Below are 22,647 nucleotides of genomic sequence, written 5' to 3'. Positions count from 1 at the left end.
CCTCTACGGTCCTTCCGTCGTCGCGTCGACGGGAGGACGTACAGGTGCGCCCAGCAGGCAGACCTCGAAGTGCCGCCAATCCCCGGAGGATCGCGCTGTGGACGGCCGTGGCGCTGGTCGGCGCCGCCGGCTGGACGCTGCTCGCGCTGTCCCGCGGCGAGGAGGTCTCGGCCGCCTGGATGGTGGCCGCCGCCCTCGGCTCGTACGCCATCGGGTACCGCTTCTACGCGCGGTTCATCGCGACCCGCGTACTGAAGTTCGACCGGACCCGCGCCACGCCCGCCGAGCGGCTGAACGACGGCGTGGACTTCCACCCCACCGACCGGCGAGTGCTGCTCGGGCACCACTTCGCGGCCATCGCGGGCGCCGGGCCGCTGGTCGGACCGGTGCTCGCCGCCCAGATGGGATATCTGCCGGGCACCATCTGGATCATCGTCGGGGTGGTCTTCGCGGGCGCCGTGCAGGACATGGTGGTGCTGTTCTTCTCCACCCGGCGCGACGGCCGGTCGCTGGGGCAGATGGCGCGCGAGGAGATCGGTGTGGCCGGCGGCGCCGCCGCGCTGCTCGCCGCCTTCGCCATCATGATCATCCTGCTGGGCGTGCTGGCGCTGATCATCGTCAACGCGCTCGCCCAGTCCCCCTGGGGCACCTTCTCCATCGGCATGACCATCCCCATCGCCCTGCTGATGGGCTTCTACCTGCGGGTCCTGCGCCCCGGCCGGGTCACCGAGGTCTCCCTGATCGGTGTCGCGCTGCTGCTGCTCGCACTGGTCGCGGGCCGCTGGGTCGCGGACTCCTCCTGGGCCGACACCTTCACGCTGGAGCCGGGGACGCTGGTCGTCTGGCTGGTGGCGTACGGGTTCATCGCCTCCGTCCTGCCCGTGTGGACGCTGCTGGCACCGCGCGACTACCTCTCCACCTTCATGAAGATCGGCACGATCGGCCTGCTGGCGGTCGGCGTGCTGGTCACGGTGCCCAACCTCAGGATGGACGCGGTCACGGACTTCGCCGGGCGCGGTGACGGCCCGGTCTTCGCCGGGTCGCTCTTCCCGTTCGTCTTCATCACCATCGCCTGCGGCGCGCTCTCCGGCTTCCACGCGCTGATCTCCTCCGGCACCACGCCCAAGATGGTGCAGAAGGAGACCCAGATCCGCATGATCGGTTACGGCTCGATGCTCATGGAGTCGTTCGTCGCGGTGATGGCCCTGGTGGCGGCGTCGATCATCGACCCGGGGCTGTACTTCGCGATGAACGCGCCGGCCGGGGTGATCGGCGACACCGTGCAGTCGGCCTCCCAGGCCGTCGCCCAGTTCGGATACAGCATCTCCCCCGACCAGTTGGCGGCCGCGGCCAAGGCCGTGGAGGAGCACACCCTGCTGTCCCGTACGGGCGGCGCGCCCACCCTCGCCGTCGGGGTCGCGGACATCTTCTCGCAGGTCTTCGGCGGTGCCGGGATGAAGGCGTTCTGGTACCACTTCGCCATCATGTTCGAGGCGCTGTTCATCCTCACGGCGTTGGACGCGGGTACCCGGGTCGGCCGGTTCATGCTCCAGGACATGCTGGGAAACGTCTACAAGCCGTTCCGCCGCGTGAGTTGGAAGCCGGGGCTGGTGCTGTGCAGCGCGGCCGTGGTGGCGCTGTGGGGCTACTTCCTGTGGGTCGGCGTGCACGAGCCGCTCGGCGGCATCAACCAGCTGTTCCCAGTGTTCGGCATCGCCAACCAGCTCCTGGCGGCGGTCGCGTTGACCGTCTGCACGACCCTGCTGGTGAAGTCCGGCCGCTTCAAGTGGGCCTGGATCACGGGCGTGCCGCTCGTCTGGGACGCCACCGTGACGCTCACCGCGAGCTGGCAGAAGGTCTTCTCCGGCGACCCCAAGGTCGGTTTCTTCACGCAGCGTGCGGTCTACCAGGACGCCATCGACGCCGGGAAGGTGCTGCCGCCCGCCAAGACCATGGACGACATGCACACGGTGGTCACCAACTCGACGGTGGACGGCGTGCTGTCGGCGGTGCTCGCCCTGCTGATCGTGGTGGTGATCGCGGACGCCGCCCGGGTCTGCGTACGCCATCTGCGCGACCCCGCGGCGACCCGGCTCAGCGAGGCCCCGTACGTGCGGTCGGCGATCGTCGCGCCCGCCGGGCTGGTGGCCTCCAAGGAGGAGAAGGCGGAGCTGGCGGCCGCGGAGCGGAGCGGGCCGTGAGCGCGGCGCCGGCCGTGGCGGCGGCCCGGCGCGGGCTGCGCTGGATGCGCTGGTACGTACGGGAATTGACCGGCGAGAGCGCGTACGAGCGGTACGTCGCGCATGTCCGGCAGCACGCTCCCGACGCGCCGGTGCCCGGCCGCCGTGAGTTCGAGCGGCAGCGGGCCGCCGCACGCGAGGGCGACCCCCGCTCCGGCTTCCGCTGCTGCTGAGGCGGCGGGGCCGGCCGCGGCGGAGGCGGCGGGCGTCGTTGCCGTACCGATATGCGGACAGGTAGTGACGCGTACAACTTCCCTGGCTTAGATTTCCTGCCCATTGCACGCGTGATCACCAAGGGACCGCCAGGGAACGGAGCCACGGCCATGCCAGAGCCTTCCGAATCAGCCGGAACACCAGCGGGCAGAGCCGCCCCGGTCGTCACGCCCAGCCGCGTGATCGCCGGGCTGTGCCTGGTCGCGCCCTTCGTGGCGATGCTGTGGGTGGGCTCGTACGCCAAGGTGGAGCCGACGCTCGTCGGCATCCCGTTCTTCTACTGGTACCAGATGCTGTGGGTGCTGATCTCGACCGCGCTCACGATGATCGCCTACAAGCTGGTCCAGCGTGAGCAGCGGCTGCGCAAGGGAGGTGCGTCGCGGTGAAGGACGGCGTGAACGGCGTCGCGCTCGCCGTCTTCATCTTCTTCTTCGTGGCCGTCACGGTCATGGGCTTCCTGGCGGCGCGCTGGCGCAAGGCCGCGCAGTCCGACAACCTCGACGAATGGGGCCTGGGCGGCCGCAGCTTCGGCACCTGGGTGACCTGGTTCCTGCTGGGCGGCGACCTCTACACCGCGTACACCTTCGTCGCCGTACCCGCGGCGATCTACGCGGCGGGCGCGGCCGGGTTCTTCGCGGTGCCGTACACGATCCTGGTCTACCCGCTGATCTTCACCTTCCTGCCCCGGCTGTGGTCGGTCTCGCACAAGCACGGGTACGTGACCACCTCCGACTTCGTGCGCGGCCGGTTCGGCTCCAAGGGCCTGTCGCTGGCCGTGGCACTCACCGGCATCCTCGCCACGATGCCGTACATCGCGCTGCAACTCGTCGGCATCCAGGCGGTGCTGGACGTGATGGGCGTCGGCGGCGGCGAGAACACCCACTGGTTCGTCAAGGACCTGCCGCTGCTGATCGCCTTCGGGGTGCTCGCGGCGTACACCTACTCCTCCGGGCTGCGGGCGCCCGCGCTGATCGCGTTCGTCAAGGACGGACTGATCTACCTGGTCATCATCGTCGCGATCATCTACATCCCGATCAAGCTGGGCGGCTTCGAGCACATCTTCTCGGTGGCCGAGGACACCTTCGCGCAGCCGAATCCGGCGACCGGCAAGCCACGCGGCGAACTGGCGAGCGGGCCGAACGCGCAGTGGGCGTACGCGACGCTGGCCCTCGGCTCGGCGCTCGCGCTGTTCATGTACCCGCACTCGATCACCGCGACGCTGTCCTCCCGCAGCCGCAACGTGATCCGCCGCAACACCACCATCCTGCCGCTGTACTCCCTGATGCTGGGGCTGCTCGCGCTGCTCGGCTTCATGGCGGTGGCGGCCGGGATCAAGGTGCAGAACGGGCAGCTGGCGATCCCGCAGCTGTTCGAGGACATGTTCCCCGACTGGTTCACGGGCGTGGCGTTCGCCGCGATCGGCATCGGCGCCCTCGTCCCCGCCGCGATCATGTCCATCGCCGCGGCGAACCTGTTCACCCGCAACATCTACAAGGACTTCCTCAGGCCCGGCGCCACGCCCGCACAGGAGCACAAGGTGGCCAAGCTGGTGTCACTGCTGGTGAAGGTGGGTGCGCTGGTCTTCGTCCTGACGATGGACAAGACCGTCGCGATCAACTTCCAGCTGCTGGGCGGCATCTGGATCCTGCAGACGATGCCGGCCCTGGTCGGCGGCCTGTTCACCCGCTGGTTCCACCGGTGGGCGCTGCTGGCCGGCTGGGCGGCCGGCATGGTCTACGGCACGCTCGCGGCGTACGGGGTGGCCAGCCCCACGCAGAAGCACTTCGGCGGCTCCAGCGCGGAGATCCCCGGCATCGGCGAGATCGGCTACATCGGGCTGACCGCGTTCGTCCTGAACGTGCTGGTCACCGTCGTCCTCACGGTGGTCCTGCGGGCCACGAAGGCCCCGGACGGCGTCGACGAGACCTCCCCGGAGGACTACACGGCGGACGTGGGCGACAAGGGCGTCCAGGCGGATCCGCCGCCGGTCACGGCCGGGGTCCCGGCGGGGCACTGAGGGGCCGGGTGCGTCGCCGGGGGCCCGTTGTCAGACCCCCGGTGCACACTGGGCTCATGGACATCACGATCAGGGCCGCGCGGCCGGAGGAGTTCGAAGCGATCGGCGAACTCCTCGTGGCGGCCTACGCGGCGGACGGGCTGCTGGCGTTCGGGGCCGACGACCCGTATGCGGGCAAGCTGCGCGAGGTCGCGCCGCGGGCGGAGCACGCCGAGGTGCTGACGGCGGTCGACGCCGACGGCGCGGTGCTGGGGGTGGTGACCTTCGCCGCCCCCGGCAGCCCGTACGCCGAGATAGCCGCTCCCGACGAGGGCGAGTTCCGGATGCTGGCCGTCGCCCCCGGCGGCCGCGGGCGCGGCATCGGCGAGGCGCTGGTTCGCGCCTGCATGGACCGCGCCCGCTCCCTCGGCCTGTCCCGCATGGTGCTCTCCACGATGCCGCACGTCGAGAAGGCCCATCGGGTGTACGAGCGCATCGGGTTCACCCGGATACCCGAGCGGGACTGGGCGCCGGTGCCGGGCGTCGAGCTGTGGGCGTTCACCTGCGACCTGGACAGGGCCTAGGGACGGACGGCCGGGGCCCGGGGTACGGGGTTACGGCCTCACCCGCCGTACGAACACGTCCGTGGCTCCGTTCGTGTCGCCCGGGACCAGGTCGGGCGCGTTGGAGTCGAAGGTGACGAGGCGGCCCGTGGCGTCGGTGGAGGCGTTGGAGGCATAGCCCTGGGCCTGGGTGCCGTCGGTGGCGACGCTGACCCGCTCGACGGTGCCGGCCCGCAGGTCGCGGACGAAGATGTCCTGGGCGCCGTTGGTGTCGCCGGGCACCAGGTCGGGGGACGAGGACTGGAAGTACAGACGGCGGTTGTCGGCGGACAGCACGCCCTGGCCGGAGGACCCGGACACCGGCTGCTTGCCGTCGGGGGTGAGGCTCATCTGCTCCGTGGTGCCCTTGGCGAGGTCGCGGACGAACAGGTCCGGGCGGCCCGTCGGGTGGCCGGGCACCACGTCGCCGTACTGGCTGGAGAAGATGGCGTAGCGGCCGTCGGGGCTGAGCGAGGCGTTCCAGGCGCCCACCGGCTCACCGGCCGAACTGAGGCTCGCCACGCTCGTGCGGCCGGTGTCCAGGTCGTGCAGGAAGAACGGGTAGCTGTGCGGTCTGCGCGGGTCGGCCTCCTGGCGGGCGGCCGCGGCCCGGGCCGGTTTCGGGGGCATGTTGGACGCCTTGGAGATGAAGCCGACCTTGCGGCCGTCGTAGCTGATCACCGGGCTGGCGGAGGGGCCGGCGGCCTGCTCGCCGCCGGTGACGGAGACGCTCACCCGGGTCACGGTGCCGGTCTTCCGGTCGCGTACGAAGATGTCCTGGGCGCCGTTGGTGTCGCCGGGCACCAGGTCCTCGCGGCTGGACGCGAACGCCACGTACCGCCCGTTGGCGCTGATCACCGGCATCTGGTTGCCCTGCCTGCCCTGCGGGGGCCGCCCGTCGAGGGTGACGCTCTCGGTCCGTCCGGTCCGGCGGTCGTGGACGAAGATGTCGGTGTCGGCGTTGGTGTCGCCCGGCACGAGGTCGGCCGCGTCGGACGCGAAGGCGACATACCGCCCGTCGGCGCTGAGGGACGGGGTGGACGACCAGGAAGTGGCCTGGGTGCCGTCGCTCGCCACGTTGACGCGCTGGACGGCGCCCGTCCGCAGGTCCTTCACGAAGATGTCCGACCTGCCGTTGGTGTCGCCGGGCACCAGGTTTTTCGCGTCGGAGGTGAAGGCGACGTACCGTCCGTCGGCGCTGATCGCCGCGCCGGACGAGCCGTCGTCGGCCTGCGCCCCCTCGGCGGTGACGCTGACCCGCTCGGTGCCGGAAGGCGGCGGGGTCCGGGCGCCGGCCGTCGTCGCGGGCAGCAGCGCGGCGAGCGCGCACACGCCCGTCACGGCGGCGATTCTTCGCGCGGTGGTGCGGGTGGTCCTCATGGTGGGTTCCCCTCCTGGTCGGTACGCCGATGTCCGGGTTCGGTACGTCGATGTCCGGTTGGCGGCGGCGCGCCGTACGCCGGTTCCGGCCGAGCGCCCCGGCGCCGGTGCGTCGGTGCGTCGGTACGTCGGTGCGTCGGTGCGTCGGTGCGTCGGTGCGTCGGTGCGTCAGTGCTCCAGCCGCCGGACGAACACATCGCCCGTCGTGTTCGTGTCCCCGGGCACCAGCCCCTCGTCGCGCGAGTCGAAGGCCGCCAGCCGTCCGGTGGCATCCGGTGCCGCGGTGTTCGTCCAGGACGCCGACTGGCCGCCGTCCGCGCCGACGTTGATCCGCTCGACCCGCCCGGTGCGCAGGTCGCGGACGAAGCCGTCCACCTGGCCGTTGGTGTCGCCGGGCACCAGGTTGGTGGCCGCCGAGGTGAAGAAGAGCCGCTGGTTGCCGGCGCTGAGCCGCCCGTCGGAGGACCAGCCGTCGCCCTGGGCGCCGTCGTGCGCGCGGGACAGCAGCCGGGTGGTGCCGCGCTCCAGGTCGCGGGCGAAGAGGTCGTACGTGCCGTTGGTGTCGCCCGGCACCACGTCGGCGGCCAGGGCGGAGAAGACCGCGTACCGGCCGTCGGGGCCGATCCGGGGGGACGGCGACACGCCGACCACGGCGCCCGTGGTGCTCAGGCTCGCCGCGCGGGTGCGCCCGGTGTCCACGTCGTGGACGTACAGGGGGTCCTGCGGCGGCGGGCGGCGGAAGCCGGGCCCGGCGGGGGTGAGATTCGTCGCCTTCGAGGTGAACGCGATCCGGCGGCCGTCGGCGCTGATCGACGGGAACGCGGACGCGGCGTTCGCCTGGGTGCCGTCGCTCGCCACGCTGCCCCGTCGCGTCGTTCCCTTCCGCACATCGTGGACGAAGATGTCCAGGCGCTCGTTGGTGTCGCCGGGCACCAGGTCCGGGCGGTAGGAGCCGAAGACGAGGCGGCGGCCGTCGCCGCTGAGGGCGAAGTCCTGGACCCCGTATCCGTACGGGGACGTCCCGGCGCCGGCCGTGGGGCTCACGGTGCGCCCGGTGCGGCGGTCGTGGACGAAGACATCGCCCTCGCCGTTGGTGTCGCCGGGGACCAGGTTCGTCGCGCCGGAGTAGAAGGCCACATACCGCCCGTCGGCGCTGATCTCGGGCGATCCGGAGAGAGCGTCGCCGGGCGTGCCGTCACCGGCGACGCTGACCAGGTCGACCTTTCCCGTCCGTAAATCCTTGACGTAGACGTCCTGGTGGCCGTTGGTGTCCGTGGGCCCCAGGTTGGTGGCTTCCGAGGTGAAGGCCACGAACCGCCCGTTCGCGCTGAGCGTCGGATCGCCTGAAAAACCGTTTCCCTGCGTCCCGTCCGCGGCGACGCTGACCCGCTCGGTGGCCGGCGCCGCCCGCCCCGCGGCGGCCGCCGGTGACGCGGGCAGCACCCCCGCCACGGCGCACACCCCCGCCATCAGCCCCACGACGCGCACGGCGCCGCGTGCCGCACCGGTTCCTCGCATGTTCCCCCCTCGCACAAGGCCCCCACCCGCCCCGCCGGACCGACGGAGCAGACAAGGAGCCAATACGCTCCAGGGGTCCCGGTCAACGCGCCCAGGACATTCCGCGCCACCAATACGCCCCCTGCATCAGCCCCCGTCCAGGCCGCGCAGAACGGCCCGCCGGACGACCCGGCGAACGGCCCGGCGAACGGCCGCGGAACCCCCGGGAACAGCCCCGGAGCCGCCGCGTGACACCCTCTCGGAGGCCCCGGAAAACCCCGGGAATCCGCCCCGCAACGGCCGCCGAATACCACGGCTCCGGACATCCCCGCGCCAACGCGACACAAGATATGGGGGTGGGTGCACGAGGCGGCACAAGATGTATGCTCGTGCTCGCTGTCGTCGCAGGGGAATCCGGTGCGAATCCGGAACTGTCCCGCAACGGTGTACGAAGTGCGCGAACCGCACCCGTGAGTCCGAAGACCTGCCCACAGTACGCCCGCGCCAGGACCGGCGCGGACGTCGATACGTCCGGGTCTCGCGGGTTGGACCGGTGGACGCTGCGCGGTGTGCCCGCGTGCCCCTTGCCGTGCCGGGGGTGCCGCACGCCCGTACGCGCCCCGTGCCCTCCCCAGGCCCCCGCCGAGTGAGGGAGAGCAGCACGTGACCATCGCGCCAACGGAGCCCGCAGCAGCCGAGCAGGTCGTGCAGCCCGCGAAGGACACGCAGCCCCAGCAGGGCCCCGGCGGCCAGGCCGCGGACGGCCCCGGCGCCGCCCTGCTGCGCACGCTGACCGACCTCACCGTCGACCTGCCCGCCACCGACCCGGGCAAGATCGCCGCCGCCGCGCTGCGCGGCCGCCACCCCGGTTCCGACGAGGCCGAGCTGCGCTCGCTGGCCACCGAGGCCGCGGCCGGCCTGATCGGCGACGAGCCGCAGTACTCCAAGCTGGCCGCCCGCCTGCTGACCCGCGCCATCGCGGAGGAGGCGGCCGCGGAGGGGGCGACCGCCTTCTCCGCCTCCGTCGCCGTCGGCCACCGCGAGGGCCTGATCGCCGACAGCACGGCGGAGTTCGTACGGACCCACGCGGCCCGCCTGGACGAGCTGGTGGAGCGCGCCCTGACGGACGGCGCCGACGACCGGTTCGGCTACTTCGGCCTGCGCACCCTGCACTCCCGCTACCTGCTGCGCCACCCGATCACCCGCCAGGTGATCGAGACCCCGCAGCACTTCCTGCTGCGGGTGGCCTGCGGCCTGGCCGAGGACCACAGCGAGCGGGCGCTCGCCGACGTCGCCGAGCTGTACCGGCTGACCAGCACCCTGTCGTACCTGCCCTCCTCGCCGACGCTGTTCAACTCCGGCACCCGGCACCCGCAGATGTCCTCCTGCTACCTGCTGGACTCCCCGCTGGACGAACTGGACTCGATCTACGACCGCTACCACCAGGTGGCCCGGCTGTCCAAGCACGCCGGCGGCATCGGCCTGTCGTACTCCCGGGTCCGGGCCCGCGGCTCGCTGATCCGCGGCACCAACGGCCACTCCAACGGCATCGTGCCGTTCCTGCGCACCCTGGACGCCTCGGTCGCGGCCGTGAACCAGGGCGGCCGGCGCAAGGGCGCCGCCTGCGTCTACCTGGAGACCTGGCACGCGGACCTGGAGGAGTTCCTGGAGCTGCGCGACAACACGGGCGAGGAGGCCCGGCGCACCCACAACCTGAACATCGCGCACTGGATCCCGGACGAGTTCATGCGCCGCGTCGAGGCGGACGCCGACTGGTCGCTGTTCTCCCCCAGCGACGCGCCCGAGCTGGTGGACCTGTACGGCGACGAGTTCGACGCCGCGTACCGCAAGGCGGAGGCCGAGGGCCGCTACGTCAAACAGGTGCCGGCCCGTGTCCTGTACTCGCGGATGATGCGCACCCTCGCGCAGACCGGCAACGGCTGGATGACCTTCAAGGACGCCGCCAACCGCACCGCGAACCAGACCGCCGAGCCCGGCAAGGTCGTGCACTCCTCGAACCTGTGCACCGAGATCCTGGAGGTCACCGACGACGGCGAGACCGCCGTCTGCAACCTCGGCTCGGTCAACCTCGCCGCCCATCTGGGGGACAACGGCGAGATGGACTGGGAGCGGCTGGACGCCACGGTCCGTACCGCGGTGACCTTCCTCGACCGCGTGGTGGACATCAACTTCTACCCGACCGAGCAGGCCGGCACCTCCAACTCCCGCTGGCGCCCGGTGGGCCTGGGCCTGATGGGCCTCCAGGACGTCTTCTTCCGGCTGCGGCTGGGCTTCGACTCGCCCGAGGCGCGGGAGCTGTCCACCCGCATCTCCGAGCGGATCATGCTCGCGGCGTACGAGGCGTCCGCCGACCTCGCCGAGCGGCACGGCCCGCACCCGGCCTGGTCCGCGACCCGTACGGCCCGCGGCGTGCTGCACCCCGACCACTACCCGAACGCCGAGCCCCGCTGGGCGGACCGGTGGACGGCGCTGCGCGCCCGTATCGCGGCGACCGGTATGCGCAACTCGCTGCTGCTGGCCATCGCGCCGACCGCCACCATCGCGTCCATCGCGGGTGTGTACGAGTGCATCGAGCCGCAGGTCTCGAACCTGTTCAAGCGCGAGACGCTGTCGGGCGAGTTCCTCCAGGTCAACGCGTACCTGATCGAGGAGCTGAAGGCGCTGGGCCTGTGGGACGCCCGCACCCGTGACGCACTGCGCGAGGCCAACGGCTCGGTGCAGGAGCTGGACTGGATTCCCGCCGAGACCCGCGCGCTGTACCGCACGGCCTGGGAGATCCCGCAGCGCGCGCTGATCGACATGGCGGCGGACCGTACGCCCTACCTCGACCAGAGCCAGTCGCTGAACCTGTTCATGGCGTCGCCGACCATCGGCAAGCTCAGCTCGATGTACGCGTACGCCTGGAAGCGCGGCATCAAGACCACCTACTACCTCCGCTCGCGGCCGGCGACCCGTATCGCCCAGTCCGCGCGCGGTACGGGCGGGGGCGCGCAGACCGCTCCCGTCCCCGCCCAGGCGGCCGACCCCGAGGCCGTCGCCTGCTCCCTGGAAAACCCCGAGTCCTGCGAGGCATGCCAGTAAATGACTACCGCACCTGAAAAGAACGAGACGACCGCGGCCGCCTCGCACACCGCCACCACCGGCAGCAAGAACCTCCTCGACCCGGGCTTCGAGCTGACCCTGCGCCCGATGCGCTACCCGGACTTCTACGACCGCTACCGGGACGCGATCAAGAACACCTGGACGGTGGAAGAAGTCGACCTCCACTCCGATGTGGCCGACCTCGCCAAGCTGTCGCCCGGCGAGCAGCACATGATCGGCCGGCTCGTCGCGTTCTTCGCGACCGGCGACTCGATCGTGGCGAACAACCTCGTCCTGACGCTGTACAAGCACATCAACTCCCCCGAGGCGCGGCTCTACCTGAGCCGGCAGCTGTTCGAGGAGGCCGTGCACGTCCAGTTCTATCTGACGCTGCTGGACACCTACCTGCCCGACCCGGAGGACCGCGCGGCCGCGTTCGCCGCCGTGGAGAACATCCCCTCCATCCGCGAGAAGGCCGAGTTCTGCTTCAAGTGGATGGACTCGGTCGAGTCCATCGACCGTCTGGAGTCGAAGGCCGACCGCCGCCGCTTCCTGCTGAACCTGATCTGCTTCGCGGCCTGCATCGAGGGCCTCTTCTTCTACGGCGCCTTCGCGTACGTGTACTGGTTCCGCTCGCGCGGTCTGCTGCACGGCCTGGCGACCGGCACCAACTGGGTCTTCCGCGACGAGACCATGCACATGGAGTTCGCGTTCTCGGTCGTGGACACGGTGCGCGAGGAGGAGCCGGACCTCTTCGACGACGAGCTGGAGGGCCAGGTCACCGACATGCTCAAGGAGGCCGTCGAGGCGGAGCTCCAGTTCGGCCGTGACCTGTGCGGCGAGGGCCTGCCGGGCATGAACACCGAGTCGATGCGCGAGTACCTCCAGTGCGTCGCCGACCAGCGCCTGCAGCGCCTCGGCTTCGCGCCGGTGTACGGCTCGGAGAACCCGTTCTCCTTCATGGAGCTGCAGAACGTCCAGGAGCTGACCAACTTCTTCGAGCGGCGCGCCTCGGCCTACCAGGTCGCCGTCGAGGGTTCGGTCTCCTTCGACGACGAGTTCTGATCCGGCGGCCCGAGCAGCCGGGCGGTGCCGGTCCCCGAGGGCGGACCGGCACCGTCCGTTTCTTTATGTCCGACGAATCCGGATCGGATTTGATGAGTCGATGACAACGTGCGGGCGACGGCAACCCTGCCCCGGCCCGCCGGCTCTCCCCTTGCATGAAGGGCAGCGAGCAACCGAGGAAACGGTTCATCGACTATCCCCGCCAGGGCCGCGGCGGCTGGCGCCGCTGGCTGCCGTCCTGGAGACAGCAGCTCGGCACCGCCGCCGTCGGCGCGGCCGGTCTCGCCGGGCTCTTCGTCACCGTCTACGCACAGGTCGACATCCCGGACGAGAACGCCGCCTCGCGCCAGGAAGCCACCGTCTACTACTGGGCGGACGGCAGCCAGATGGTGAGCGAGGGCGCCGTCAACCGGCAGAACGTCACGCTCGCCCAGGTGCCCGATTCCGTCGAACACGCCGTCATCGCCGCCGAGAACGAGAGTTTCTACTCCGATTCCGGCGTCTCGCTCTCCGGGATCGCCCGCGCCGCGGTGAACATGGCCCAGGGCCAGGAGGCGCAGGGCGGTTCCACCATCACCCAGCAGTTCGTGAAGAACACGTACCTCTCGCAGGACCAGACCCTCAAGCGCAAGGTGAAGGAATTCTTCATCGCGCTGAAGCTGGACCACCGCAAGTCCAAGTCGGAGATCTTGCAGGGGTACCTCAACACCAGTTATTTCGGCCGGAATTCGTTCGGCATCCAGGCCGCCGCGAACGCCTATTACGGCATTCCCGCCAAGAGCCTGGACCCCAGCCAGGGAGCGGCGCTGGCCGCGCTGCTCAAGGGCGCCGAGCAGTACGATCCGGCACTGAGCGACGCCAACCACCAGCGGGCGGTGGAGCGTTGGAAATGGATTCTGGACCGTGAGGTGGAGACCGGCCTGATGAGCCGGGAGGAGCGCGCCCGCTACACGACGTTCCCGGAGCCGCGCCAACCCGTCACACCGACCAGCCAGAAAGGCCAGACCGGCTATCTCGTCGACGCCGCGAAGAAATACCTCAGGAGCCGTACGGATCTGACCGACCGCGATCTGGCCCGCGGCGGCTACCGCGTCCACACCACCTTCGAGAAGGACAAGGTGGCGCTGCTCACGAAAGCGGTGGAGGACGAACGGCGCCGCGGCATCGATCCGAAGAAGCGTGATGCCGACACGTACGTGGAATTCGGCGCCGCGTCCGTACGGCCGCGGGACGGCGCGGTCGTCGCGCTCTACGGCGGTCCGGACGCGACGAAGCACTTCGCGAACAACGCCGACACCGCGGGTGTGCCGGCGGGCTCGGCCTTCAAGCCGTTCGTGCTGGCCACCGCCCTCCGCGAGGGCAGCGGCGAAGCCGCGGAGGCCGCTCCCCAAGACGGTGGGCCGTCGTCGGCCGCCGCCCTGCCGTCCGCCCTGTACGAGGGTCTGGTGACCTCCGCCCACCCGCCGTTCGTCAGCGCAGGCAAGCGCCTCGGACTGGAGAAGATCCGGGACCTGGCCGTCGAAGCGGGCCTGCACAAGGAGAGCCTGGCCCGGCTGGAGCCGACGTTCCCGCTCGGCACCTCCACGCCCAGCGCGATCCGGCTGGCCGGCGCGTACGCGCTGTTCAGCAGCGGCGGCAACCGGACCGAGCCGTACTCGGTGACCAAGGTCGTGCACGACGGCAAGCCGCTGCCGGGCCTAGAGCCGCCGGCACCGCGCCGCGTGCTGGCCCCGGCGGCGGCCCGCAGCGTCAACTTCACGCTGCGGTCCTTCGCCTGGAAGTCGCTGCCCCAGGAGACCGTCGCCAAGCTGCCGCAAGGGGTCACCGCCGGTGGCACCGGACCCGCCGACCGCATGCGGTCGGCGTGGTTCATCGGCAACGACGGCGCGCCCGGCGGCGGGCTGACCACCGCCGTCACCGTCTTCCGCGCCAAGCCGGGGACGCCGCGGCTGCTGCCCATGGAGGGCGTGGGCGGCGACGCCCGGCTGTTCGGCAACGGGATACCGCCCCGGATCTGGGGCGCGTACGCCACCGCGTACGCCTCTGGTACGGCGAAGTGAGCGGGGGCCGGGGCGAGCAGCGGCTCAGTCGTTGGCGACGACGGGGTAACGCGGCTCGCGCTCGGCCATCTGCTTCAGCGCGTCCTTGCGGTCGCGCTTGGAGAGCCGGTCGATGTACAGGTAGCCGTACAGGTGGTCGGTCTCGTGCTGGAGGCAGCGCGCGAAGTAGCCGGTGCCCTGGACCACGATCGGGTTGCCCTCGGTGTCCTGGCCGCGGACGACCGCGTAGTCCGGGCGGGCCAGCTCCGCGTACGCGCCGGGCACCGACAGGCAGCCCTCGTTCGAGTCGTCCAGCATCCGACGCTCGACCGGCAGCTCGTCCAGGACCGGGTTGCAGACCGCACCGACGTGCCGGACGCCCTCGTCGTCCAGGCAGTCGTAGACGAAGACCTTCAGGTCCACGCCGATCTGGTTGGCGGCCAGGCCCACGCCCTCGGCCGTGCGCTGGCTGGCGAACATGTCGTCGACGAGCTGGGCGAGCTTGTCGTCGAACTCGGTGACGTCCTTGCACTCCTTGTGCAGCACCGGGTTGCCGACGACGGTGATCGGGCGGGACGTGCCGCGTTCGCGGTGCGCCTCCTCCCGCTCCGCCGCGCCGGTGACGTCGTCGACGAAGCCCTCCGCCGCCCGCTCCTCGTTGTGGTCAAAAACAGGCTGTTGCGCCATCTCCGCCGTACGCCTTCCTAGAAAACCTGGAAACCCGAAATACTCGCCCTCCAGCCTACGCGGGGCGCCCTGCGGGCTCTCGGAGACCGCGTCCGGTTCCGGCCGGGCGCCGGGGCTCGCGGGATGCCGGGCGCCGGGGCGCGCGGGGTACAGGGCGCCGGTACGGACCGGCTGCCGGGCGCGAGGCGTGAGCGCCGTACGGCCCGCCGTCAGCAGACCTCTTCGAGGTCCCGCCACTCACGGGTGTCCGGGCTGTCCGCGACCCAGCCGTCCAGCAGGCCGCGCACCAGCCCGGCGGGGGCCGCGATACCGCACTCGCGCTCCGGCACCCACAGCGAGCCGGAGCCCGCCGTGCGGTGGCCCAGCGGGCCCGGGTGGCCCGGCTCACTGTGGTCGTGCGGGTCCAGGTGCTCGCCCTCGCCCTCGTCGCTGGGCATCCGGCTCTCCGAGCACGTACGGCACAGCAGGCGTACGGACGACGACCAGTCCTCGGCGGCAAAGCCCGCGTCGGCGGCCAGCCGCTCCAGGGCGTCCCGGTCGGCCTCCGTGGCGGCCTCCAGGAGCACCACCCAGGTGGGGACCGGGGAAGGCGCCCACAGCTCGATCTCGTCGAACACCGGGAAGGACGGGCCGGCCGCGGTCGTGCGCTCGCCGTTCGGCACACCGTCGTGCAGCACCACCTCGCCCCAGCGCCGCCCGGAGGACGGCAGCGGGATGGAGAGCACCTCGATGCGGGCCGGGTCCAGCCGGCGGCCCCAGACCACCTCGGCCTCGCCCTCGGGCGAGAGGCGCACGGCGGCGCTGCCCAGTTCCATGCCGACCGGTGCGGCGGACGGCGAGCCCTCGCCGGGGACCTTCAGGCCGTACGCCTGCCAGGCGCGCCGGGCCAGCGGCCAGTCCTGCAAGGCGGTGGCGGCGATGCCCACGTTCCACCAGTCGGGGGCGCCGGCCTCGCGGTCCAGCAGGGCGACCGCGCGCAGTCCGGCGGCGCGCGCCTGCTCCCAGTCGTGCCGGAACTTGTGCAGCAGCGCGAGGTTGAACCAGGACTCCGACAGCCACGGCTCCATGTCGGCCGCCCGCGTCAGCAGCGCGCCCGCGTCCTCGTAACGGCCGTCACCGATCAGCGTGAAAGCGCGGTCGGTCGCCTGCCGCCACGAGGCGGAGGGCCGGTGCCGTACCTTGCCGAAGATCTTCACGATTCCCGCCTGCTGGTTGCTTCCTGGATGCCGCCCCGGACGGAGGCCGGGGGCCGTTCGAGGGCCCACTCGACAACCTGCCACAGATTGCCGCCGGGCTCAGCCCGGTTGCCGCGCCGCACGCGGCCCGCCGCCGTCCCCCTCACCGGCTCCTTGCCTTTCGCCGTCCCCCTGAATCCCCGTTCGTGGGGGTTCCTTCGCATCCAACCATGCCCATCTCCGGGGCCGCTCATTACCCATCGGTTCCATGAGCTTGCGCGGGCCTTTGCGGGGATCTGTACGTGGATCTCCCCACGGAGCAGTCCACGGGTCCGCCGTGGATCGGTCGTGCGACGGCGCGGGAGTCCGGAAGCGGAACCCTCACGGGCCGAGTGCTCTTCGAGGGAGGCCGCCGAGGCAGGCGGCAGGACGTTCGATACGGCGGCCCGCCGTACGGCAACGGCGGTCCGGGTCAGGAGAGTTGAGCCTCTGAGGGCAGCCGGTGGGCGGCGCGGCCGCGACGAATCCGGCGGTGCGAGGGCGGATCAGTGGATCGGGCGGGACGAACCGTCCCGCCCCTCACCCCTTGGGGTGATACGCCGCGCTATTCGGCCCGCGCGGTCTCACCACGCGCGTCGAGCGTGGTGTCCGGGCCGGGCCCGGTCGCCTGCTCGGGGGCCTTGGCGGCCGCGGCGGCGCGGGCCGCAGCCTGCTCCTGCTTGGCCTGTTCGAGCACGCTCTGCTCGGGCACGGCCTCGCCCGCGCGGATCAGGTCGATCCGGCCCATCACCTTCGACCGCAGGTCGACCGGGACGTCGTCATGGCCGCAGCAGCGCTTGACGAGCTTCTTGACGGCCTGCTCCAGCCCGTACTTCTCCAGGCAGGGCGAGCATTCGTCGAAGTGCTCCTGGAACTTCTCGCACTCACCGGCCGGCATCTCCCGGTCGAGGTACTCGTACAGGTGGTCGAGGACCTCTGAGCAGTCCTTCTCGTGCGGCTCTCCGCAGCTCATGATCCCGAGCCTTTCCGATCGTGCGACTGCGACGACTGCGCGGACGCAGCGCCTGCCCCGGCGGGGACCAGCCCACGCTCACGGGCGTAATCCTCCAGCATGCCGCGCAGTTGGCGCCGGCCGCGGTGCAGACGGGACATCACCGTGCCGATGGGTGTACCCATGATGTCGGCGATCTCCTTGTACGCAAAGCCCTCGACGTCCGCGAGATAGACCGCGATGCGGAACTCCTCCGGGATGGCCTGGAGCGCGGCCTTCACGTCGGAGTCGGGCAGGTGGTCCAGCGCCTGGGACTCGGCGGACCGCAGGCCCGTGGACATGTGCGACTCGGCGCGCGCCAGCTGCCAGTCCTCGATCTCCTCGGCGGCACTGCGCTGGGGCTCGCGCTGCTTCTTGCGGTAGGAGTTGATGAAGGTGTTCGTGAGGATGCGGTACAGCCACGCCTTGAGGTTCGTCCCCTCACGGAACTGGTGGAAGGACGCGTACGCCTTCGCGTACGTCTCCTGAACCAGGTCCTCCGCATCGGCCGGGTTGCGCGTCATGCGCAGCGCGGCCGAATACATCTGGTCCAGGAAGGTGAGCGCGTCCCGCTCGAAGCGCGCGTTGCGCTCGGCGTCCGTCTCCCGCTTTCCCTGGCCAGCGTGCTCCTCAGCCGTGCCGTCGGTCCCTGCGTCGGTACCGGTGACCGGACCCACCTCCTCCAACACCGTGACGGATCCGGACGCGGACCCGCTCGATTCGGAGAATAGACGACGATCCGGTACCGCCGCCGCTCCAGCCATGGCGGCCTGGGCGCCCCTCAGCTGTGACCACTGCAGGTCAGCGGCCTGCGGGCGGGCTGGGCAAGCGATCCCCATGCGGCGGACTCCACTTCCTCGAAGATTCCCTCGGCGTTCCTACAACCGGCACAACAGCCGCACCCCGCACGTCATTCCCGCATCGCGGAGCCGCCCCGTGAGCATCGTCACGGCGCCCGCCGGACCGGACCGTACAGCCGGGCCCCCTTGACAAAACCGCTTGCCGCTTCAGCAATGAAGAGATGGACGACAAAGCGTACGAACGGGTGCTGACGAACGTGGGGCCGCGGCTGCGGCGGCTGCGGCAGGACCGGGGGGTGACGCTCACCGCCCTCTCGGAGACGACGGGCATCTCGGTGAGCACCCTCTCCCGCCTCGAATCGGGCGGCCGCAAGGCCACGCTCGAACTGCTGCTGCCGCTCGCCCAGGCCCACCAGGTGCCGCTGGACGAACTGGTCGGCGCGCCGGAGGTGGGCGATCCGCGGGTGCGCGCGGTGCCGCAGCGCAGGGCGCACATGACATTCGTCCCGCTGACCCGGCAGCCCGGCGGGCTCCAGGCGTACAAGCTGATCATCGATCCGGTGGCGGGCGAGCCCGATCCGCGGACCCATGAGGGTTACGAGTGGCTGTACGTGCTCTCCGGGCGGCTGCGGCTGCTGCTCGCGGACCGGGAGGTGGTGCTGCGGTCCGGCGAGGCGGCCGAATTCGACACCCGGCTGCCGCACTGGTTCGGGCCGGCGGGCGGCGAACCGGTGGAGGTGCTCAGCCTCTTCGGGCGGCAAGGCGAGCGGATGCACGTACGGGCCCGGCCGCGCGGCCGGGACAAGGAGGAGCAGTGAAGGGGTCCGGTCCGGCCGGAGTGCGGGGGTCGCGCGCGGGGACTGGCGACGGCCGCCGCCAGTCCCCGCAGTCCCCCGCTGATTTCTGCTGATCCCCGCTGATCCCCGCCGGTCAGGCGAACAGTCCGTCCAGCCACTCCCCCGCCGCGTCCGTGATCACGGCCATCGCCGCCGGCTCGTCGAGGTCCGCCTTCTTCGGTACGGCGAAACCGTGGTCCCCGTACGGCACCTCGACGACGCGGGTGCCCTCCGGGAACTCCGCCGGCCGCCCGAACGGGTCCCGGCCGCCCTGCACCACCAGCGTCGGCAGCCCGGCACCGGTCAGCTCGTCCGCGCGTGACTTCTCCGGCTTGCCCGGCGGGTGCAGGGGAAAGCTCAACGCCAGTACGCCGTGCGCGCCCAGTCCGCGCGCCGTGCGGCAGGCCACTCGCGCCCCCGCGCTGCGTCCGCCCGCGACGACCGGCAGGCCGGGCTTCTCCATGGCGGGCCACAGCGCGGTCCAAGCGGCGTCCAGCGTCTTGGGGGCCGGTGCCAGCTTCTTCCCGGCCACCCGCCACGGCTGCTCGACCAGCGCCACGGTGTAGCCGCGCGCGGGCAGCTCCGCCGCGAGCGCGCGCAAATCACGTGCTTCGATGCCGCCGCCGGCGCCGTGGCTGACGGCGAGGACGGCCCGCGCGTCCGCCGCCCGGTGCCAGGTGATGCGCGCCTCACCCACAGGGGTCTCAACTGTTTCGCTCACGCCCTCATCCTGCCTCCCCGGGTCCGCGGTCCGGCCCCGGGGCGCGCGTCAGAAGAGCGTCTCCTCCTCCGGTGCCGGCAGCTCCTTGACCAGCTCGGGCCCGTTGTTGCGGACGTTGCTCACCTCGGTCGGCACCGGGTACGCGCGCATCAGCCCGGCGGGCGGCGGCGCAAGCAGCGGCAGCAGGTCGGCCACGTCCGTACGGGCCGGGTCGAGCCAGGCGTCCCACTTGTCGGGCGTCATGACCAGCGGCATCCGGGGGTGGATGTCGGCGAGCGTCTGCGGGCCCTCGCCGCCGTCCGCGTTCGCCAGCGGGGTGGTCTCGGCCTCGGTGGTGACGACCGTGCAGGTCACCCACCAGGCCTGCGGGTGGTCGTCGGGCAGCGTGCGGTCGCGCCAGAACTCGTAGAGCCCGGCCAGCGCCATCACCTGGCCGTCCGCCGGTGTGACGAAGTACGGCTGTTTGCGCGGGCGCTTCTTCCTGCCCTGCTCCTCCAGCTGCCGTTCGGCCGCGGCCGTGACCCACTCGTAGTAGCCGTCGCCGGGCAGCAGGCAGCGGCGGGCGGCGAACGGCCGCCGGAACGAGGGCTTCTCGTGCACCGTCTCCGCCCGCGCGTTGATCATCTTGACCCCGACATCGGGCGATTTCGCCCAGGACGGGACCAGCCCCCAGGTCAGTCTGCGCAACTGGCGAACCGGACGACGGTCTTCCGCGTCTTTAAGGGGACGTTCGAGCACCGCGTGGACGTTCTTCGTCGGGGCGATGTTCCAGTCGGGCGCCAGGGTCTCCTCCGGCTCCCACTTCTCGACCTCGAAGAGCCCCGCCAGATCCTCGGGGCCGCGACTCGCTGCATACCGTCCGCACATGTATGCCACAGTGCCACGCCACATCAAGGGGAGAGATGGACACCGGTCATATCACCGACGTATGGGACAGGGTTTTCGGCATCCAGCCCGACCCGCCGCCCTGGCTCGTCCTGGTCACCGCGGTGCTCGCCCTCGGCGCCATCGTCCCGTACCGCGCCTGGCGGCTGTCCCGTAACGCCGTCACCATCGCCCACGAGGGCGGCCACGGGCTCGTCGCCCTGCTCAGCGGCCGCCGGCTGTCCGGTATCCGGCTGCACTCGGACACCTCGGGGCTGACGGTCTCGCGCGGCAAGCCGCACGGCCTCGGCATGATCCTCACCGCGGCCGCCGGGTACGTCACCCCGTCCCTGCTGGGGCTGCTCGGCGCCTGGCTGCTGGCCTCCGGGCACATCACGGCGCTGCTGTGGGGCGCCGTGGCGCTGCTCGTCGCGATGCTGCTGATGATCCGTAACGCGTACGGCGTGCTGACCGTCGTGGTCTCCGGGGCCGCCTTCTTCCTCGTCTCCTGGCTGACCACCCCGGACGTGCAGGCGGCGTTCGCGTACGCGGTGGTGTGGTTCCTGCTGCTGGGCGGCGTACGGCCGCCCTTCGAGCTCCAGGGCAAGCGGCGCCGCGGCCGGGCCGGGGACTCCGACCCCGACCAGCTGGCCCGGCTCACCCGCGTACCGGCAGCCGTCTGGCTGGGGCTCTTCCACCTGGTGACGCTGTGCTCACTGGCCGGCGGCGGCCGGTGGCTGCTGGACATCTGAGGCGGTACGAGCGGTGCGCCGTCGCCCGGCCTCGGGCGCGAGCCGTGCGCCGGAGTCGTGCGCCGGTGCCCGCCTTCCGGGCGCGAGCCGTGCCCCGCGCCCGTACGGTACGGACGGGACGCCGGTTCCCTCGGGGTGCGCCCCGGAGCGCCTCCCCGGGAGCGCGGCGCCGGACGGTGACCCGGCCTGCACTATCAGTGCTGTGTTTCCTACAGGTTGCGCCACTTTTGATCAAGATATGCACCCCGGCCCAGCCATTAAAGTGAGGGACATGACCGAGAGCCCCGTGCATCCCGCCCTCTGGCCCGCCCCCGTAGCTGCCGGGGCGGTCGACGCCACCGTCACCGTGCCCGGCTCCAAATCGGTCACCAACCGTGGCCTCGTCCTTGCCGCCCTGTCCTCCGAGCCCGGCTGGCTGCGCCGGCCACTGCGCTCCCGGGACACCCTGCTGATGGCCGAGGCACTGCGCACGATGGGCGTCGGCATCGAGGAGACCGCCCCCTCCAGCGCCGCCGCGACGGCCGGCGCGGACGGCGGCGGCGAGGCGTGGCGGGTGATCCCGGCCGGCCTGCACGGCCCGGCCACCGTCGACGTCGGCAACGCCGGTACGGTCATGCGCTTCCTGCCCCCGGTCGCGGCCCTCGCCGACGGCGCCATCCGCTTCGACGGCGACCCGCGCTCCTACGAGCGCCCGCTCGACGGCGTGATCAACGCGCTGCGCTCGCTCGGTGCCCGGATCGACGACGACGGCCGCGGCGCGCTGCCCATGACGGTGTTCGGCGGCGGCGCCCTGGAGGGCGGCGCGGTCGAGATCGACGCCTCCTCCTCGTCCCAGTTCGTCAGCGCGCTGCTGCTGTCCGCGCCCCGCTTCAACCAGGGCGTCGAGGTACGGCACGTCGGCTCGGCGCTGCCTTCGATGCCGCACATCCGGATGACCGTCGACATGCTGCGCAGCGTCGGCGCCCAGGTGGACACCCCCGAGTCCGGCGGCGAGCCGAACGTCTGGCGGGTCTCCCCGGGCGCCCTGCTGGGCCGTGACCTGATCGTCGAGCCGGACCTGTCCAACGCCCAGCCGTTCCTGGCGGCGGCGCTGGTCACCGGCGGCCGGGTCACCATTCCCGACTGGCCCGAGCGCACCACCCAGCCCGGTGACGCGCTGCGCGAGATCTTCACCGCCATGGGCGGTTCCTGCGAGCTGACCGAGCGCGGCCTGACCTTCACCGGCACCGGCCGTGTCCAGGGCATCGACGTGGACCTGAGCGAGGTCGGCGAGCTGACCCCCGGCATCGCCGCGGTGGCCGCCCTCGCCGACTCCCCCTCCACCCTGCGCGGCGTCGCCCATCTGCGCCTGCACGAGACCGACCGGCTGGCGGCGCTCACCAAGGAGATCAACGAGCTGGGCGGCGACGTCACGGAGACCGAGGACGGCCTGCACATCCGGCCGCGCCCGCTGCACGGCGGCATCTTCCACACGTACGAGGACCACCGGCTGGCCACCGCCGCCGCGATCATCGGACTGGCCGTACCGGGCGTACAGGTCGAGAACGTGGCGACGACCGCCAAGACGCTCCCCGACTTCCCCGCCCTGTGGACCGGCATGCTCGGCGAGGCCACGGCCCCCGCACGGCGAGGCTGAGGCTCTTTCGAC

Annotated in this window: 19 protein-coding genes and 1 riboswitch; of the genes, 11 read left to right on the top strand and 8 right to left on the bottom strand. The window is 71.6% G+C overall.

Annotation, left to right across the window (positions count from 1 at the left end; all coding sequences use genetic code 11):
• Window positions 1–44: 44 nt before the first annotated feature.
• From JXZ78_RS25615 to JXZ78_RS25595, 5 genes are all read left to right on the top strand, one after another.
• A complete protein-coding gene (locus tag JXZ78_RS25615) occupies window positions 45–2,201 on the top strand; it encodes a carbon starvation CstA family protein (protein WP_078624468.1) in 2,157 nt (718 codons plus the stop codon).
• Entirely contained in the window at window positions 2,198–2,413 is a 216-nt protein-coding gene (locus tag JXZ78_RS25610) for a YbdD/YjiX family protein (protein ID WP_033038692.1), read from the top strand. The genes JXZ78_RS25615 and JXZ78_RS25610 overlap by 4 nt, the downstream gene beginning before the upstream one ends.
• 150 nt (window positions 2,414–2,563) lie before the next feature.
• The gene (locus JXZ78_RS25605; protein WP_078624467.1) at window positions 2,564–2,839 is read left to right on the top strand and encodes a DUF3311 domain-containing protein; all 276 of its coding nucleotides are present in this window, start codon (window positions 2,564–2,566) and stop codon (window positions 2,837–2,839) included.
• The gene (gene mctP, locus JXZ78_RS25600) at window positions 2,836–4,470 is read left to right on the top strand and encodes a monocarboxylate uptake permease MctP (RefSeq protein ID WP_030022131.1); all 1,635 of its coding nucleotides are present in this window, start codon (window positions 2,836–2,838) and stop codon (window positions 4,468–4,470) included. Before JXZ78_RS25605 ends, mctP begins: the two co-directional genes overlap by 4 nt.
• A 56-nt stretch (window positions 4,471–4,526) precedes the next feature.
• On the top strand, window positions 4,527–5,033 hold the full coding sequence (locus JXZ78_RS25595) for a GNAT family N-acetyltransferase (RefSeq protein ID WP_030022130.1): 507 nt from the start codon (window positions 4,527–4,529) through the stop codon (window positions 5,031–5,033).
• 30 nt (window positions 5,034–5,063) lie between these two features.
• On the opposite strand, the gene JXZ78_RS25590 is transcribed toward JXZ78_RS25595, so the two are convergent.
• Window positions 5,064–6,431, bottom strand: coding sequence for a TolB family protein (locus JXZ78_RS25590; protein ID WP_050502738.1), 1,368 nt, complete (start codon window positions 6,429–6,431; stop codon window positions 5,064–5,066).
• Between the two features lie 168 nt (window positions 6,432–6,599).
• Complete coding sequence (locus tag JXZ78_RS25585; RefSeq protein WP_238783364.1) at window positions 6,600–7,949, bottom strand: TolB-like translocation protein; 1,350 nt, start codon at window positions 7,947–7,949, stop codon at window positions 6,600–6,602.
• A 320-nt stretch (window positions 7,950–8,269) separates the two neighbouring features.
• Window positions 8,270–8,434: riboswitch (cobalamin riboswitch) on the top strand.
• Between the two features lie 157 nt (window positions 8,435–8,591).
• Here JXZ78_RS25585 and JXZ78_RS25580 point away from each other — a divergent pair.
• From JXZ78_RS25580 to JXZ78_RS25570, 3 genes are all read left to right on the top strand, one after another.
• Entirely contained in the window at window positions 8,592–11,030 is a 2,439-nt protein-coding gene (locus JXZ78_RS25580; protein ID WP_030022127.1) for a ribonucleoside-diphosphate reductase subunit alpha, read from the top strand.
• Window positions 11,031–12,095: a ribonucleotide-diphosphate reductase subunit beta gene (locus tag JXZ78_RS25575; RefSeq protein WP_030022126.1), complete on the top strand. Its 1,065-nt coding sequence runs from the start codon at window positions 11,031–11,033 to the stop codon at window positions 12,093–12,095.
• A 155-nt stretch (window positions 12,096–12,250) separates the two neighbouring features.
• Window positions 12,251–14,155, top strand: a complete 1,905-nt coding sequence (locus tag JXZ78_RS25570; protein WP_030022125.1) for a transglycosylase domain-containing protein — start codon at window positions 12,251–12,253, stop codon at window positions 14,153–14,155.
• Window positions 14,156–14,179: 24 nt separating this feature from the next.
• Here the strand turns inward: JXZ78_RS25570 and def are convergent, their stop codons facing one another.
• The 4 genes from def to JXZ78_RS25550 form a co-directional block, all read right to left on the bottom strand.
• Window positions 14,180–14,821, bottom strand: a complete 642-nt coding sequence (def, locus tag JXZ78_RS25565; protein ID WP_030022124.1) for a peptide deformylase — start codon at window positions 14,819–14,821, stop codon at window positions 14,180–14,182.
• Window positions 14,822–15,030: 209 nt separating this feature from the next.
• Window positions 15,031–16,017 (bottom strand): tetratricopeptide repeat protein, encoded by a 987-nt coding sequence (locus JXZ78_RS25560; RefSeq protein ID WP_030022123.1) that lies wholly within the window; start codon window positions 16,015–16,017, stop codon window positions 15,031–15,033.
• Between the two features lie 583 nt (window positions 16,018–16,600).
• Window positions 16,601–17,008 (bottom strand): mycothiol system anti-sigma-R factor, encoded by a 408-nt coding sequence (rsrA, locus tag JXZ78_RS25555; protein WP_030022122.1) that lies wholly within the window; start codon window positions 17,006–17,008, stop codon window positions 16,601–16,603.
• Window positions 17,005–17,703 carry a sigma-70 family RNA polymerase sigma factor gene (locus tag JXZ78_RS25550; RefSeq protein ID WP_030022121.1) on the bottom strand — a complete coding sequence of 233 codons (699 nt, stop codon included), beginning with the start codon at window positions 17,701–17,703 and terminating at the stop codon, window positions 17,005–17,007. The genes rsrA and JXZ78_RS25550 overlap by 4 nt, the downstream gene beginning before the upstream one ends.
• A 344-nt stretch (window positions 17,704–18,047) precedes the next feature.
• Between JXZ78_RS25550 and JXZ78_RS25545 the strand changes: the two genes are divergently transcribed.
• Complete coding sequence (locus tag JXZ78_RS25545) at window positions 18,048–18,644, top strand: helix-turn-helix domain-containing protein (RefSeq protein ID WP_030022120.1); 597 nt, start codon at window positions 18,048–18,050, stop codon at window positions 18,642–18,644.
• Window positions 18,645–18,756: 112 nt separating this feature from the next.
• Here JXZ78_RS25545 and JXZ78_RS25540 read toward each other — a convergent pair whose 3' ends face one another.
• Complete coding sequence (locus tag JXZ78_RS25540) at window positions 18,757–19,383, bottom strand: alpha/beta hydrolase family protein (protein WP_030022119.1); 627 nt, start codon at window positions 19,381–19,383, stop codon at window positions 18,757–18,759.
• Window positions 19,384–19,431: 48 nt separating this feature from the next.
• Entirely contained in the window at window positions 19,432–20,250 is an 819-nt protein-coding gene (locus JXZ78_RS25535) for an SOS response-associated peptidase (RefSeq protein ID WP_030022118.1), read from the bottom strand.
• Window positions 20,251–20,285: 35 nt separating this feature from the next.
• Between JXZ78_RS25535 and JXZ78_RS25530 the strand changes: the two genes are divergently transcribed.
• Together JXZ78_RS25530 and aroA are read left to right on the top strand one after the other, a co-directional pair.
• On the top strand, window positions 20,286–20,999 hold the full coding sequence (locus tag JXZ78_RS25530) for a M50 family metallopeptidase (RefSeq protein ID WP_030022117.1): 714 nt from the start codon (window positions 20,286–20,288) through the stop codon (window positions 20,997–20,999).
• A gap of 271 nt (window positions 21,000–21,270) precedes the next feature.
• A complete protein-coding gene (gene aroA / locus JXZ78_RS25525; protein ID WP_030022116.1) occupies window positions 21,271–22,635 on the top strand; it encodes a 3-phosphoshikimate 1-carboxyvinyltransferase in 1,365 nt (454 codons plus the stop codon).
• The last annotated feature ends 12 nt before the right edge of the window (window positions 22,636–22,647 follow it).

The organism is Streptomyces monomycini (assembly GCF_022271435.1).
Taxonomy (GTDB): domain Bacteria; phylum Actinomycetota; class Actinomycetes; order Streptomycetales; family Streptomycetaceae; genus Streptomyces; species Streptomyces monomycini.
This window is presented reverse-complemented; position numbering and strand designations above follow the sequence as displayed.

Excerpts from the sequence above, each read along its gene's own strand:
- JXZ78_RS25605 (WP_078624467.1), top strand. The coding sequence starts at position 2,564 with ATGCCAGAGCCTTCCGAATCAGCCGGAACACCAGCGGGCAGAGCCGCC.
- JXZ78_RS25595 (WP_030022130.1), top strand. The coding sequence starts at position 4,527 with ATGGACATCACGATCAGGGCCGCGCGGCCGGAGGAGTTCGAAGCGATC.
- JXZ78_RS25590 (WP_050502738.1), bottom strand. The coding sequence starts at position 6,431 with ATGAGGACCACCCGCACCACCGCGCGAAGAATCGCCGCCGTGACGGGC.
- JXZ78_RS25585 (WP_238783364.1), bottom strand. The coding sequence starts at position 7,949 with ATGCGAGGAACCGGTGCGGCACGCGGCGCCGTGCGCGTCGTGGGGCTG.
- JXZ78_RS25575 (WP_030022126.1), top strand. The coding sequence starts at position 11,031 with ATGACTACCGCACCTGAAAAGAACGAGACGACCGCGGCCGCCTCGCAC.
- JXZ78_RS25570 (WP_030022125.1), top strand. The coding sequence starts at position 12,251 with ATGAAGGGCAGCGAGCAACCGAGGAAACGGTTCATCGACTATCCCCGC.
- def (WP_030022124.1), bottom strand. The coding sequence starts at position 14,821 with ATGGCGCAACAGCCTGTTTTTGACCACAACGAGGAGCGGGCGGCGGAG.
- rsrA (WP_030022122.1), bottom strand. The coding sequence starts at position 17,008 with ATGAGCTGCGGAGAGCCGCACGAGAAGGACTGCTCAGAGGTCCTCGAC.
- JXZ78_RS25545 (WP_030022120.1), top strand. The coding sequence starts at position 18,048 with ATGGACGACAAAGCGTACGAACGGGTGCTGACGAACGTGGGGCCGCGG.
- JXZ78_RS25535 (WP_030022118.1), bottom strand. The coding sequence starts at position 20,250 with ATGTGCGGACGGTATGCAGCGAGTCGCGGCCCCGAGGATCTGGCGGGG.
- JXZ78_RS25530 (WP_030022117.1), top strand. The coding sequence starts at position 20,286 with ATGGACACCGGTCATATCACCGACGTATGGGACAGGGTTTTCGGCATC.
- aroA (WP_030022116.1), top strand. The coding sequence starts at position 21,271 with ATGACCGAGAGCCCCGTGCATCCCGCCCTCTGGCCCGCCCCCGTAGCT.